Consider the following 11,370-nt stretch of genomic DNA (forward strand, 5'->3'; position numbering starts at 1 on the left):
CGCGATGGGCTGCGAAGCGGCCCCGGCGATTCTGAAACCGCCGGCACTCGCAGCTGATTGGCAGATGTCACAGGCCCAAGGGGCCGCTTCGCAGCCCATCGCGGCCGGGTCCGCTCCTACAATGTTGCGGCGTTCGATTCCTTAACTGACTGGCATTGGGGCTTGCCCGCGATGCTTTTGAGGCCCTAGAAATTATCCGGCGTCTTGGCCTTCTCCCTGGCGCTGTCCCGCGCAATCACCCCCTTGTGCAGCAAATCCTTCAGGCACATATCCAGCGTCTGCATCCCCAGCGCCCCGCTGGTCTGAATCGCTGAATACATCTGCGCCACCTTGTCCTCGCGGATCAGGTTGCGGATCGCCGGTGTTCCCAGCATGATCTCGTGCGCGGCCACCCGGCCGCCGCCGATCTTCTTCAGCAAGGTCTGGGAAATCACCGCCTGCAAGGACTCGGACAGCATCGAGCGGACCATCGATTTCTCTTCGGCGGGAAACACATCGATTACACGGTCGATGGTCTTGGCCGCCGAGGTGGTGTGCAGGGTGCCGAAGACCAGGTGCCCGGTTTCGGCGGCGGTCAGGGCCAGGCGGATGGTTTCCAGGTCGCGCATCTCCCCCACCAGGATCACATCCGGATCTTCACGCAAGGCCGAGCGCAGGGCGTTGGAGAAGCCCAGGGTGTCGCGATGCACTTCGCGCTGGTTGATCAGGCACTTCTTGGACTCATGGACAAACTCGATCGGGTCTTCGATGGTCAGGATGTGCAGGTGCTTGTTGCTGTTGAGGTAGTCGATCATCGCCGCCAGGGTTGTCGATTTACCCGAACCGGTGGGACCGGTGACCAGCACCAGCCCACGCGGCACCTCTGTAATCTTGCGAAACACTTCGCCCATGCCGAGGCTTTCCATGCTCAGAACCTTGGTCGGGATGGTCCGAAACACGGCCCCCGCGCCTCGGTTCTGGTTGAACGCATTGACCCTAAAGCGGGCGATACCAGGCACTTCGAAAGAGAAGTCGGTTTCCAGCTGCGCCTCGAACTCCTTGCGCTGCTTGTCGTTCATGACGTCGTAGATCAGTTCGTGGACCTGTTTGTGCTCCAGCGCCGGCAGGTTGATGCGGCGCACATCGCCATCGACCCGAATCATCGGCGGCAGGCCCGCCGACAGGTGCAAATCCGATGCGCCTTGCTTGGCGCTGAACGCCAGCAGCTCGGTAATATCCATGAGACTCCCTAAATACAGACAAGCAGGTAGAATGCCGCAGACCCCGAGCCGCTGGCACAGAGTAATGTCCACCATAGCAGACAACGTTTTGACGGTCCGTGCGCGGATTGGTGCCGCCGCACAGGCCACCGGCCGCGACCCGGCGAGTATCGGCCTGCTGGCCGTGAGCAAGACCAAACCGGCCGCCGCGGTGCGCGAAGCCTTCGCCGCAGGCCTGCATGACTTTGGCGAAAACTACCTGCAGGAAGCCCTCGCCAAGCAGACAGAATTGACCGACCTGCCCTTGAGTTGGCACTTCATCGGCCCCATCCAGTCGAACAAGACGCGCGCAATCGCCGAGCACTTCGCCTGGGTACACTCCGTGGATCGCCTGAAAATCGCCCAACGCCTGTCTGAGCAGCGTCCGCCCGAGATGGCGCCGCTGAATATCTGCATTCAGGTCAACGTCAGTGGCGAAGCCAGCAAGTCCGGCTGCACGCCCGAGGACCTGCCGGACCTGGCCCAGGCCATCGCCGCCCTGCCCCGGCTGAAACTGCGCGGGCTGATGGCGATTCCTGAGCCGACCGAGGATCGCGCCGCACAGGATGCGGCCTTTGCCACCGTGCGCGCCTTGCAGGACAGCCTGAATCTTTCGCTCGACACACTTTCGATGGGCATGAGCCACGATCTGGAATCGGCGATCGCGCAAGGCGCGACGTGGGTGCGGATCGGCACAGCCCTGTTTGGTGCCCGTGACTATGGTCAGCCCTAGCCACAGCACCGCTCCCTCTCTTTATCAAGGACTTGTCATGAGCAAAACCCGCATTGCCTTTATCGGCGCCGGCAACATGGCCGCCAGTCTCATTGGCGGGCTTCTGGCCAAGGGCCTGGAGGCTTCGCAGATTCGCGCCAGCGATCCGGGTGCCGAACAACGCGCCAAGGTCAGCGCCGAACACGGCATCGAGCTGTTTGAAAGCAACGCCCAGGCCATCGAAGGCGCGGACGTGGTGGTGCTGGCGGTCAAGCCACAGGCCATGAAAGCCGTGTGCGAAGCCCTCAAACCCAGCCTCAAGCCGCAGCAGCTGGTGGTCTCGATTGCCGCCGGCATCACCTGCGCGAGCATGAACAACTGGCTTGGCGCCCAACCGATCGTGCGCTGCATGCCCAACACCCCGGCGCTGTTGCGCCAGGGCGTGAGCGGCCTGTACGCCACCGCCGGAGTCTCGGCCCAACAGCGCCAGCAGGCTGAAGAGCTGCTGTGCGCCGTCGGCATCGCCCTGTGGCTGGAACAGGAACAGCAGCTCGATGCGGTGACCGCCGTGTCCGGCAGCGGCCCGGCCTACTTCTTCCTGCTGATCGAAGCCATGACCGCCGCCGGCGAGAAACTGGGTTTGCCCCGCGAGATCGCCGAACGCCTGACCCTGCAAACGGCACTGGGCGCCGCGCACATGGCCGTTTCCAGCGACGTCGACGCCGCCGAGCTGCGCCGCCGCGTCACCTCGCCAGCCGGCACCACGGAAGCGGCGATCAAGTCGTTCCAGGCCGATGGTTTCGAAGCATTGGTGGAAAAGGCGCTGGGCGCCGCTGCGCATCGTTCGGCAGAGATGGCCGAACAACTGGGCAAATAAGGAGCTTGAGATGATCGGACTCAACACCGCTGCAATCTATGTGCTGCAAACCCTGGGCAGCCTGTACCTGCTGATCGTTGTCCTGCGTTTTATCCTGCAACTGGTTCGCGCGGACTTCTACAACCCGCTCAGCCAGTTTGCCGTGCGCGCCACTCAACCGCTGCTCAAGCCCATGCGCCGGGTCATTCCGAGCCTGTTCGGCCTGGACATGTCCTCACTGCTGCTGGCGATCATCATTCAGCTGCTGGTCATGGGCCTGACCCTGTTGCTGGCCTACGGCACCACCGGCAACCCGGTGCAGCTGCTGATCTGGTCGATGATCGGCGTGACCGCACTGTTCCTGAAGATTTTCTTCTTCGCCCTGATCATCAGCGTGATCCTGTCCTGGGTCGCACCGCGCACCCACAATCCGGGCGCGGAACTGGTGAACCAGATCTGCGAACCGGTGCTGGTGCCGTTCCGTCGCTTCCTGCCCAACCTGGGCGGCCTGGACATCTCGCCGATTCTGGCGTTCATGGTCCTCAAGCTGCTGGACATGCTGGTCATCAACAACCTGGCGGCCATGACCGGTATGCCGGAGATCCTGCGGTTGCTGATCTGATCGCCACCTTGTGGGAGCGGATTTATCCGCGAATAAATGCACCGCGCAATGCCTGAAAAGCTGCGGTGCGCTAATTCGCGGATAAATCCGCTCCCACATTGTTTCGGCGCCCCCGCTCGCCCGCGATGCTTTTGGGGTCTTTGCTTGCCGCTGACTACCGCGCTCTTTAGACTTACGCCTCATTTAAGCGAGAGCAGGGTCGATGTCCACTGTCTTTCCCCCCGATTCGGTTGGCCTGGTCACACCACAGATTGCGCATTTCAGCGAACCGCTGGCGCTGGCCTGTGGTCGTTCGCTGGCCGCCTATGACCTGATTTACGAAACCTACGGCCAGTTGAACGCCAAGGCGAGCAATGCCGTGCTGATCTGCCATGCCTTGTCCGGCCATCACCATGCCGCCGGCTACCACAGCGAAAGCGACCGCAAGCCCGGCTGGTGGGATAGCTGCATCGGCCCTGGCAAGCCGATCGACACCAACAAGTTCTTCGTCGTCAGCCTGAACAACCTCGGCGGCTGCAACGGTTCGACCGGCCCCAGCAGCATCAACCCGGACACCGGCAAGCCTTTCGGCGCCGACTTCCCGGTGCTCACCGTGGAAGACTGGGTCAACAGCCAGGCGCTCCTGGCCGACCTGCTCGGCATCAACCAGTGGGCCGCCATCGTCGGCGGCAGCCTGGGTGGCATGCAGGCGCTGCAGTGGACCATCAGCTACCCGGACCGCGTCCGTCATTGCCTGGCCATTGCCTCGGCGCCCAAGCTGTCGGCGCAGAACATCGCCTTCAACGAAGTGGCGCGCCAGGCGATCCTGTCGGACCCCGAGTTCCATGGCGGTTACTTCCAGGAAAAAGGCGTGATCCCCAAGCGCGGGCTGATGCTGGCGCGCATGGTGGGCCACATTACCTACCTGTCGGATGACTCCATGGGCGAGAAATTCGGCCGGGGCCTGAAGAGCGAAAAACTCAATTACGACTTCCACAGCGTAGAGTTCCAGGTTGAAAGCTACCTGCGCTATCAGGGCGAAGAGTTTTCCGGGCGGTTCGACGCCAATACCTACCTGTTGATGACCAAGGCACTGGACTATTTCGACCCGGCCGCCAACCACGGTGACGACCTGGCCAAGACGCTGGCCGAGGTTAAAGCTGATTTTTGCGTGATGTCGTTCACCACCGACTGGCGCTTCTCGCCGGAGCGCTCACGCGAGCTGGTGGATGCGCTGATGGCGGCGAAAAAGAACGTCTGCTACCTGGAAATCGACGCGCCGCAAGGCCACGACGCCTTCCTGATCCCGATCCCGCGTTACCTGCAGGGCTTCTCCAGCTACATGAACCGCATTGCACTCTGAGGACTCCATGAGAGCCGATTTGGAAATCATCCAAGACTGGATCCCCGCCGGCAGCCGGGTGCTCGACCTCGGTTGTGGCAACGGCGACCTGCTGGCCTGGCTGCGCGACCACAAACAGGTCAGCGGCTATGGCCTGGAAATCGATCCGGACAATATTGCCGAGTGCGTGAGCAAGGGCGTCAACGTCATCGAGCAGGATCTGGACAAGGGTCTGGGCAACTTCGCCAGCAACAGCTTCGATATCGTGGTCATGACCCAGGCCCTGCAGGCCGTGCACTACCCCGACCGCATCCTCGACGAGATGCTGCGGGTGGGCCGCCAGTGCATCATCACCTTCCCCAACTTCGGCCACTGGCGCTGCCGTTGGTACCTGGCCAGCAAGGGCCGCATGCCGGTTTCCGAGTTTCTGCCGTACACCTGGTACAACACGCCGAACATTCACTTCTGCACCTTCGAAGACTTCGAGGCCCTGTGCAGCGAGCGTCGTGCCCAGGTACTCGACCGTCTGGCGGTTGACCATGAACATCGGCATGGGTGGGCAAGCAAGCTATGGCCTAATCTTCTAGGGGAGATCGGCATTTATCGCGTCAGCAGCCCTGGCCTGCGAGATCACCAAATCGCAGTCTGACCCGAACCATTTCGAGGAGAACGATCATGCGTTGCCTAGCCGTATTGCTGTTCAGCCTGTGCCTGGCCCTCCCGGTATTGGCTGCCGATGCCGCCAAGCCCGAACGCAAGGAAGTCTTCGGCGACCTGACGGTCCACTACAGCGCGTTCAATTCCAGCATGTTGCAACCTGACGTGGCCGCGGCCACGGGCCTTGTGCGCAGCAAGAACCAGGGTGTACTGAACATCGCCGTGCTCAAGGCCAACAAGCCCAGCGCAGCAGCAGTCACCGGCACCGTCCGCGACCTGATCGGCCGCAGGGACACCCTGACCTTCAAGCAGATCAAGGAACAGGAAGCCATCTACTACATCGCCCAGTACCCGGTCCGTGATCAAGAAACCCTGACCTTCGATCTGAAAGTTCAGGCCGCAGGCACCACCAACAGTTTCAGCTTCAATCAAGAAGTCTTCCCGGACGAGTGATGAATTACCAGCAAATCGTATTGGCCAGCCATAACGCCGGCAAACTGAAAGAACTCCAGGCCATGCTTGGCGACACCATACAGTTGCGCTCCATTGGTGAGTTCAGCCTGGTCGAACCCGAGGAAACCGGCCTGTCGTTCGTCGAGAACGCCATCCTCAAGGCGCGCAATGCCGCGCGCATTTCCGGCTTGCCGGCGCTGGCCGACGACTCGGGACTGGCGGTGGACTTCCTCGCAGGTGCGCCGGGCATCTACTCGGCACGCTATGCCGACGGCCAGGGCGATGCGGCCAACAACGCCAAGCTGCTGGACGTTCTCAAAGACGTGCCACAAGAACAGCGCACGGCGCAGTTCGTGTGTGTGCTGGCGCTGGTCCGGCATGCCGACGATCCGCTACCGATCCTCTGCGAAGGGCTCTGGCATGGCCGCATCCTGACCCAGGCCAGCGGTGCCCATGGATTTGGCTACGACCCGCTGTTCTGGGTGCCCGAGCGCGACTGCTCGAGCGCCGAGCTGAGCCCCGCCGAGAAGAACCAACTGAGCCACCGCGCTCGCGCCATGGCCTTGTTGCGCCAGCGCCTGGAACTGGCATGACCACTGACTCGCCCACCCAGCCGCTGCATTTGAATGCGGCGGGCTTGAGCTCCGAAGCGCCTCGGGCTGCCCTGCCGACCCTGCCGCCGCTGTCGTTGTACATCCACATCCCCTGGTGTGTACGCAAATGCCCGTATTGCGACTTCAACTCCCACACCGCAAGCCCTGAGCTGCCGGAAGAGGAGTACGTCGATGCGTTGCTGGCGGATCTGGATCTCGACCTGCCCGCGGCGTACGGCAGGTCGCTGAGCTCGATCTTCTTTGGTGGCGGCACACCCAGCCTGTTCAGCGCCAAGGCGCTGGGACGCCTGCTCAAGGGTGTCGAGCAACGCATTCCATTTGCCAGCGATATCGAGATCACCCTGGAGGCCAACCCCGGGACCTTCGAGCAGGACAAGTTCGTCGCCTACCGCAAACTGGGCATCAATCGCTTGTCGATCGGCATTCAGAGTTTCCAGCAGGACAAGCTCGAAGCGCTGGGCCGTATCCACAATGGCGACGAAGCCATTCGTGCCGCCGAGATGGCGCGCCGCGCAGGCTTCGACAACTTCAACCTGGACCTGATGCACGGGCTACCCGACCAGTCGCTCGAAGATGCGCTGGATGACCTGCGCCAGGCCATTGCCATGGCCCCGACGCACCTGTCCTGGTACCAGCTGACGCTAGAACCCAACACGGTGTTCTGGAACCAGCCGCCCGTGCTGCCCGAGGACGACATCCTCTGGGACATTCAAGAAGCCGGCCAGGCCCTGCTGGCCGAACACGGTTACGCCCAGTACGAAGTCTCGGCCTACGCCAAACCGGGCAAGGCCGCGCGGCACAACCTGAATTACTGGAGCTTTGGCGACTTTATCGGTATCGGCGCTGGCGCCCACGGCAAGCTGAGCCACCCGGACGGGCGTATTGTCCGCACCTGGAAAACCCGCCTGCCCAAGGACTACCTGAACCCGGCCAAGGCCTTCAAGGCCGGCGAGAAACTGCTGCCGATCGATGAGCTACCCTTTGAATTCCTGATGAATGCCCTGCGCCTGACCGACGGTGTCGACGCTTCGTTGTTCAGCGAGCGCACCGGCCTGCCGCTTGCGCAGCTTGAGGGAGCCCGCCGCGAGGCCGAACAAAAGGGGCTTTTACAGGTCGAAACCCCGCGTCTGGTCGCCACCGCGCGCGGCCAGTTGTTCCTCAACGACCTGCTGCAGTATTTCCTGATTTAAGGACTCTGAATGGACTTGGTACTTGATCTGCTCGCAACCGTCTCGCGCTTCAGTCGCAGCAACCTGTCGGAGATCGCTCTGGCGCTGGTGGGTTGCCTGCTGGTGCTGTTTGGTGCGGATATCAAAGGCTGGCTGGAGCAACGCCTGGGTGGGCTGGCAGGCGCCTTGCGCGTGCCGTTCATGGCGCTGATCTGCATGCTGGGCAGCGGCGCGGCGCTGATCTATGCGACGCCGTGGATCGTGAAGGGCTTGAGCCAGTTCAACAACTACAGCCTGGCGCCGGTGCTGTTGGTGGTGCTGGTGTTGATCGGGGTGGTGGCGGATCGGCGTTGACCAGCCCACCCCAGTTTGCTGACAACCCCCTGTGGGAGCGGATTTATCCGCGAATAGGTTCACCATGGTGTGTCAGGCATACCGAGTTGAAGCTATTCGCGGATAAATCCGCTCCCACACAGGTACACATCAGTCACAGGAGTTGCGATCGGGTCAGTCGACCTTCTCGAACTTCAAATCCCAGACTCCATGCCCCAACCGCTCGCCACGACGCTCGAACTTGGTGATCGGGCGTTCGGCCGGGCGTGGCACGCAGCGGCCGTCTTCTGCCAGGTTACGGTAACCCGGCGCCACGTTCATCACTTCCAGCATGTACTCGGCATACGGCTCCCAGTCGGTCGCCATGTGCAGGACACCGCCGACCTTCAGCTTGCTGCGCACCAGTTCCGCAAACTCCGCCTGGACGATGCGGCGCTTGTGGTGGCGGCTTTTGTGCCAAGGGTCAGGGAAGAACAGCAGCAGGCGGTCGAGGCTGTTGTCGGCCACGCACTTGTTGAGCACTTCGATCGCGTCGCAATCGTAGACCCGCACGTTGCTGAGCTTCTGGGTCAGCACGCCGTTGAGCAATGCGCCTACACCCGGACGATGCACTTCAACGCCGATAAAATCCTGCTCCGGCGCGGCGGCGGCCATCTCCAGCAAGGAGTGGCCCATGCCGAAGCCGATTTCCAGGGTGCGCGGCGCAGAACGCCCGAAGACCTGATCGAAATCGACTGGCTTGTCACCCAGCTCCAGCACGAACAGCGGCCGGCCCTGGTCCAGGCCACGTTGCTGGCCTTCGGTCATGCGCCCGGCGCGCATCACGAAACTCTTGATGCGGCGGTGCTGGCGCTCTTCGCCGTCAGCGGTGATCGGCGTTTCTTGCGATTCAGTCATCAGGGGCTCTTACTTGATCAGACCATCCAGCGGCGACGAGGCGCTGGCATAGAGTTTTTTCGGCATGCGGCCAGCCAGGTAAGCCAGGCGACCGGCTTCGATGGCGTGCTTCATGGCTTGGGCCATCAGAATCGGGTTCTGCGCATGAGCGATGGCCGAGTTCATCAGCACCGCCTCGCAGCCCAGCTCCATGGCGATGGTGGCGTCGGAGGCAGTGCCCACGCCGGCATCGACCAGGACCGGCACCTTGGCTTCTTCCAGGATGATTTGCAGGTTGTACGGGTTGCAGATACCCAAGCCAGTGCCGATCAGGCCAGCCAGCGGCATGACCGCGATGCAGCCGATTTCGGCCAGCTGACGGGCGATGATCGGGTCATCGCTGGTGTACACCATCACGTCGAAACCGTCCTTGACCAGCACTTGCGCAGCCTTCAGGGTTTCGATCACATTGGGGAACAGGGTCTTCTGGTCGGCCAGCACTTCCAGCTTGACCAGGTTGTGGCCGTCCAGCAGCTCACGGGCCAGGCGGCAGGTGCGCACGGCTTCGACCGCGTCGTAGCAGCCGGCCGTGTTCGGCAGAATGGTGTAGCGGTCCGGCGGCAGCACGTCGAGCAGGTTCGGCTCGCCAGGGTTCTGGCCAATGTTGGTGCGACGAACGGCAACGGTGACGATCTCGGCGCCGGAGGCTTCGATGGCCAGGCGGGTTTCTTCCAGGTCACGGTATTTGCCGGTGCCTACCAGCAGGCGCGACTGGAAAGTACGACCAGCCAGCGTGAAGGGCTTGTCACTACGAACGTTGCTCATCGGAAATCCTCTTCGGGGGGCAGGGGGGCGGTGCGGGTGACGCGCGGCTGACGATCAACCGCCACCAATGGCGTGGACCACTTCAACCTGGTCGCCTTCGCGCAGAGCGGTGGCTTCGTGCTGGCTGCGCGGCACGATGTCCAGGTTGAGTTCGACCGCGACTCGGCGCCCCGTCAACTCCAGGCGGGTCAACAAGGCCGCGACGGTTTCGCCGTCGGGCAGTTCGTAGTGTTCACCGTTCAACTGAATGTGCATGCGGACAGCAGCCATCGTCTTTTTTAGGGGACAGCATTCTAGCCCGATCGGCCGGTATGACCAAGGCACATTCGTCTCGAACCGGACCGACGAGTCAACTCAAGCGCCAGGCTGCCAGCCCCAGGCACAACCAGCCGCCGAGAAAGGCCAGGCCGCCAAACGGGGTGACGATGCCCAGCTTGCTGAAACCAGTCAGGGTCAAGGCATAGAGGCTACCGGAGAACAGCACGATCCCCAGGGCAAACAGACCGCCGGCCCAGCCCACCAGCCGCCCCGACAGCTGCGTGCTGAGCAGTGCCACGCCCAGCAGCGCCAGCGTATGCACCAGCTGGTAAGTGACACCGGTATGGAAGATGGCCAGGTAATCGCTGCTCAGGCGGCCTTTGAGGCCATGGGCGGCGAAGGCCCCAAGACCCACGCCGGTGAAACCGAAAAAGGCGGTCAACAGCAAAAACGCACGCAGCATGGGCAAACTCCAGTCAAAGTCATTCGAACGCGCAGGGCCTGTATAATGGCCCGCTCAATCGGTTCGGCCAAGCCATCCTCTATGCTGCCTACAATTCTCCGCCGCCTCGCCCGGGCCCTCCTCTGGTTCGTCGCAGGCAGCGTCCTGCTGGTCCTGATCTTTCGCTGGGTGCCACCGCCCGGCACGGCGCTGATGGTCGAGCGCAAAATCGAATCGTGGATCGATGGCGAGCCCATCGACCTGCAGCGCTCGTGGCGCAGCTGGGATGAGATCTCCGACGAGCTGAAAGTCGCGGTCATTGCCGGTGAGGATCAAAAGTTCGCCGAGCACTGGGGTTTTGACTTCGGCGCCATCCAGGCCGCCTTTGCCCACAATGAACGCGGCGGCAGCATTCGTGGCGCCAGCACCCTCAGCCAGCAAGTGTCGAAGAACCTGTTCCTGTGGTCGGGTCGCAGCTGGGTGCGCAAGGGCCTGGAGGCCTGGTTCACCGCGTTGATCGAGGTGTTCTGGCCCAAGCAGCGGATTCTTGAGGTGTACCTGAACAGCGCCGAGTGGGACACCGGCGTGTTCGGCGCAGAAGCTGGGGCGAAGCATCATTTCGGCGTCAGCGCCGCGCGCTTGTCACGGCAACAGGCCAGCCTGCTGGCGGCGGTGTTGCCCAGCCCGCTCAACTGGAGCGCGAGCCGCCCGAGCACCTACGTGGCCCGGCGTGCCGGCTGGATTCGCAACCAGATGCGCCAGCTCGGTGGCAGCGGCTACCTGGTGCAGATGGACAGCGCCCGCAAGTCGCCCTGGGCGCAATAAATTCTCCAACGCCGTGCCCCCTGTAGGAAGCCAGGCTTGCCTCAATGCCGGTCAGTTAAGGAATAGAACGACGAAACCCTTGTAGGAGCGGACCTGGCCGCGATGGGCTGCGCAGCAGCCCCCGAGGCCGGTGATATCAACGACAAGCCTTGGGAGTGCGGGTGGTTTC

General features: G+C 62.5%; 15 protein-coding genes. 10 read left to right on the top strand and 5 right to left on the bottom strand.

The genetic code is table 11. The features are described 5' to 3' along the window. Nucleotides 1–185: 185 nt before the first annotated feature. Nucleotides 186–1,220, bottom strand: a complete 1,035-nt coding sequence (locus GUY40_RS27795; protein WP_166572109.1) for a type IV pilus twitching motility protein PilT — start codon at nt 1,218–1,220, stop codon at nt 186–188. A gap of 64 nt (nt 1,221–1,284) precedes the next feature. Here GUY40_RS27795 and GUY40_RS27800 point away from each other — a divergent pair, with 64 nt between their 5' ends. The 9 genes from GUY40_RS27800 (at nt 1,285) to GUY40_RS27840 (ending at nt 7,996) form a co-directional block, all read left to right on the top strand. After that, nucleotides 1,285–1,971, top strand: coding sequence for a YggS family pyridoxal phosphate-dependent enzyme (locus tag GUY40_RS27800; protein WP_166572110.1), 687 nt, complete (start codon nt 1,285–1,287; stop codon nt 1,969–1,971). Nucleotides 1,972–2,008: 37 nt separating this feature from the next. Then, nucleotides 2,009–2,827 (top strand): pyrroline-5-carboxylate reductase, encoded by an 819-nt coding sequence (gene proC / locus GUY40_RS27805; protein WP_166572111.1) that lies wholly within the window; start codon nt 2,009–2,011, stop codon nt 2,825–2,827. A 10-nt stretch (nt 2,828–2,837) separates the two neighbouring features. Further along, nucleotides 2,838–3,428 (top strand): YggT family protein, encoded by a 591-nt coding sequence (locus tag GUY40_RS27810; RefSeq protein ID WP_166572112.1) that lies wholly within the window; start codon nt 2,838–2,840, stop codon nt 3,426–3,428. A 202-nt stretch (nt 3,429–3,630) separates the two neighbouring features. Further along, on the top strand, nt 3,631–4,770 hold the full coding sequence (locus tag GUY40_RS27815) for a homoserine O-acetyltransferase (protein ID WP_166572113.1): 1,140 nt from the start codon (nt 3,631–3,633) through the stop codon (nt 4,768–4,770). A 7-nt stretch (nt 4,771–4,777) separates the two neighbouring features. Further along, the gene (gene metW, locus GUY40_RS27820) at nt 4,778–5,398 is read left to right on the top strand and encodes a methionine biosynthesis protein MetW (RefSeq protein ID WP_166572114.1); all 621 of its coding nucleotides are present in this window, start codon (nt 4,778–4,780) and stop codon (nt 5,396–5,398) included. 26 nt (nt 5,399–5,424) lie between these two features. Beyond that, on the top strand, nt 5,425–5,859 hold the full coding sequence (locus GUY40_RS27825) for a DUF4426 domain-containing protein (RefSeq protein WP_166572115.1): 435 nt from the start codon (nt 5,425–5,427) through the stop codon (nt 5,857–5,859). Continuing rightward, nucleotides 5,859–6,452 carry an RdgB/HAM1 family non-canonical purine NTP pyrophosphatase gene (rdgB, locus tag GUY40_RS27830; protein WP_178117997.1) on the top strand — a complete coding sequence of 198 codons (594 nt, stop codon included), beginning with the start codon at nt 5,859–5,861 and terminating at the stop codon, nt 6,450–6,452. The genes GUY40_RS27825 and rdgB overlap by 1 nt, the downstream gene beginning before the upstream one ends. Then, nucleotides 6,449–7,663, top strand: coding sequence for a radical SAM family heme chaperone HemW (gene hemW, locus GUY40_RS27835; RefSeq protein WP_166572117.1), 1,215 nt, complete (start codon nt 6,449–6,451; stop codon nt 7,661–7,663). Before rdgB ends, hemW begins: the two co-directional genes overlap by 4 nt. A 9-nt stretch (nt 7,664–7,672) precedes the next feature. Further along, the gene (locus GUY40_RS27840; protein ID WP_166572118.1) at nt 7,673–7,996 is read left to right on the top strand and encodes a DUF3392 domain-containing protein; all 324 of its coding nucleotides are present in this window, start codon (nt 7,673–7,675) and stop codon (nt 7,994–7,996) included. A gap of 153 nt (nt 7,997–8,149) precedes the next feature. Here GUY40_RS27840 and trmB read toward each other — a convergent pair whose 3' ends face one another. From trmB to GUY40_RS27860, 4 genes are all read right to left on the bottom strand, one after another. Further along, nucleotides 8,150–8,872 carry a tRNA (guanosine(46)-N7)-methyltransferase TrmB gene (trmB, locus tag GUY40_RS27845; protein ID WP_166572119.1) on the bottom strand — a complete coding sequence of 241 codons (723 nt, stop codon included), beginning with the start codon at nt 8,870–8,872 and terminating at the stop codon, nt 8,150–8,152. 9 nt (nt 8,873–8,881) lie between these two features. Further along, entirely contained in the window at nt 8,882–9,676 is a 795-nt protein-coding gene (locus tag GUY40_RS27850) for a thiazole synthase (protein WP_166572120.1), read from the bottom strand. 54 nt (nt 9,677–9,730) lie between these two features. Next, nucleotides 9,731–9,931, bottom strand: coding sequence for a sulfur carrier protein ThiS (gene thiS / locus GUY40_RS27855; protein WP_166572121.1), 201 nt, complete (start codon nt 9,929–9,931; stop codon nt 9,731–9,733). Nucleotides 9,932–10,025: 94 nt separating this feature from the next. Further along, nucleotides 10,026–10,397: a DUF423 domain-containing protein gene (locus tag GUY40_RS27860; protein ID WP_166572122.1), complete on the bottom strand. Its 372-nt coding sequence runs from the start codon at nt 10,395–10,397 to the stop codon at nt 10,026–10,028. Nucleotides 10,398–10,478: 81 nt separating this feature from the next. On the opposite strand from GUY40_RS27860, the gene mtgA reads away from it, so the two are divergent. Beyond that, a complete protein-coding gene (gene mtgA, locus GUY40_RS27865; protein ID WP_166572123.1) occupies nt 10,479–11,201 on the top strand; it encodes a monofunctional biosynthetic peptidoglycan transglycosylase in 723 nt (240 codons plus the stop codon). Nucleotides 11,202–11,370 lie beyond the last annotated feature (169 nt).

The organism is Pseudomonas sp. R5(2019), assembly GCF_009905435.1.
Taxonomy (GTDB): Bacteria; Pseudomonadota; Gammaproteobacteria; order Pseudomonadales; family Pseudomonadaceae; genus Aquipseudomonas.

Bases quoted from the DNA above. Each gene is read 5' to 3' on its own strand.
- GUY40_RS27795 (WP_166572109.1), bottom strand. From the start codon at position 1,220: ATGGATATTACCGAGCTGCTGGCGTTCAGCGCCAAGCAAGGCGCATCG.
- GUY40_RS27800 (WP_166572110.1), top strand. From the start codon at position 1,285: ATGTCCACCATAGCAGACAACGTTTTGACGGTCCGTGCGCGGATTGGT.
- proC (WP_166572111.1), top strand. From the start codon at position 2,009: ATGAGCAAAACCCGCATTGCCTTTATCGGCGCCGGCAACATGGCCGCC.
- GUY40_RS27810 (WP_166572112.1), top strand. From the start codon at position 2,838: ATGATCGGACTCAACACCGCTGCAATCTATGTGCTGCAAACCCTGGGC.
- GUY40_RS27815 (WP_166572113.1), top strand. From the start codon at position 3,631: ATGTCCACTGTCTTTCCCCCCGATTCGGTTGGCCTGGTCACACCACAG.
- metW (WP_166572114.1), top strand. From the start codon at position 4,778: ATGAGAGCCGATTTGGAAATCATCCAAGACTGGATCCCCGCCGGCAGC.
- GUY40_RS27825 (WP_166572115.1), top strand. From the start codon at position 5,425: ATGCGTTGCCTAGCCGTATTGCTGTTCAGCCTGTGCCTGGCCCTCCCG.
- rdgB (WP_178117997.1), top strand. From the start codon at position 5,859: ATGAATTACCAGCAAATCGTATTGGCCAGCCATAACGCCGGCAAACTG.
- hemW (WP_166572117.1), top strand. From the start codon at position 6,449: ATGACCACTGACTCGCCCACCCAGCCGCTGCATTTGAATGCGGCGGGC.
- GUY40_RS27840 (WP_166572118.1), top strand. From the start codon at position 7,673: ATGGACTTGGTACTTGATCTGCTCGCAACCGTCTCGCGCTTCAGTCGC.
- trmB (WP_166572119.1), bottom strand. From the start codon at position 8,872: ATGACTGAATCGCAAGAAACGCCGATCACCGCTGACGGCGAAGAGCGC.
- GUY40_RS27850 (WP_166572120.1), bottom strand. From the start codon at position 9,676: ATGAGCAACGTTCGTAGTGACAAGCCCTTCACGCTGGCTGGTCGTACT.
- thiS (WP_166572121.1), bottom strand. From the start codon at position 9,931: ATGCACATTCAGTTGAACGGTGAACACTACGAACTGCCCGACGGCGAA.
- GUY40_RS27860 (WP_166572122.1), bottom strand. From the start codon at position 10,397: ATGCTGCGTGCGTTTTTGCTGTTGACCGCCTTTTTCGGTTTCACCGGC.
- mtgA (WP_166572123.1), top strand. From the start codon at position 10,479: ATGCTGCCTACAATTCTCCGCCGCCTCGCCCGGGCCCTCCTCTGGTTC.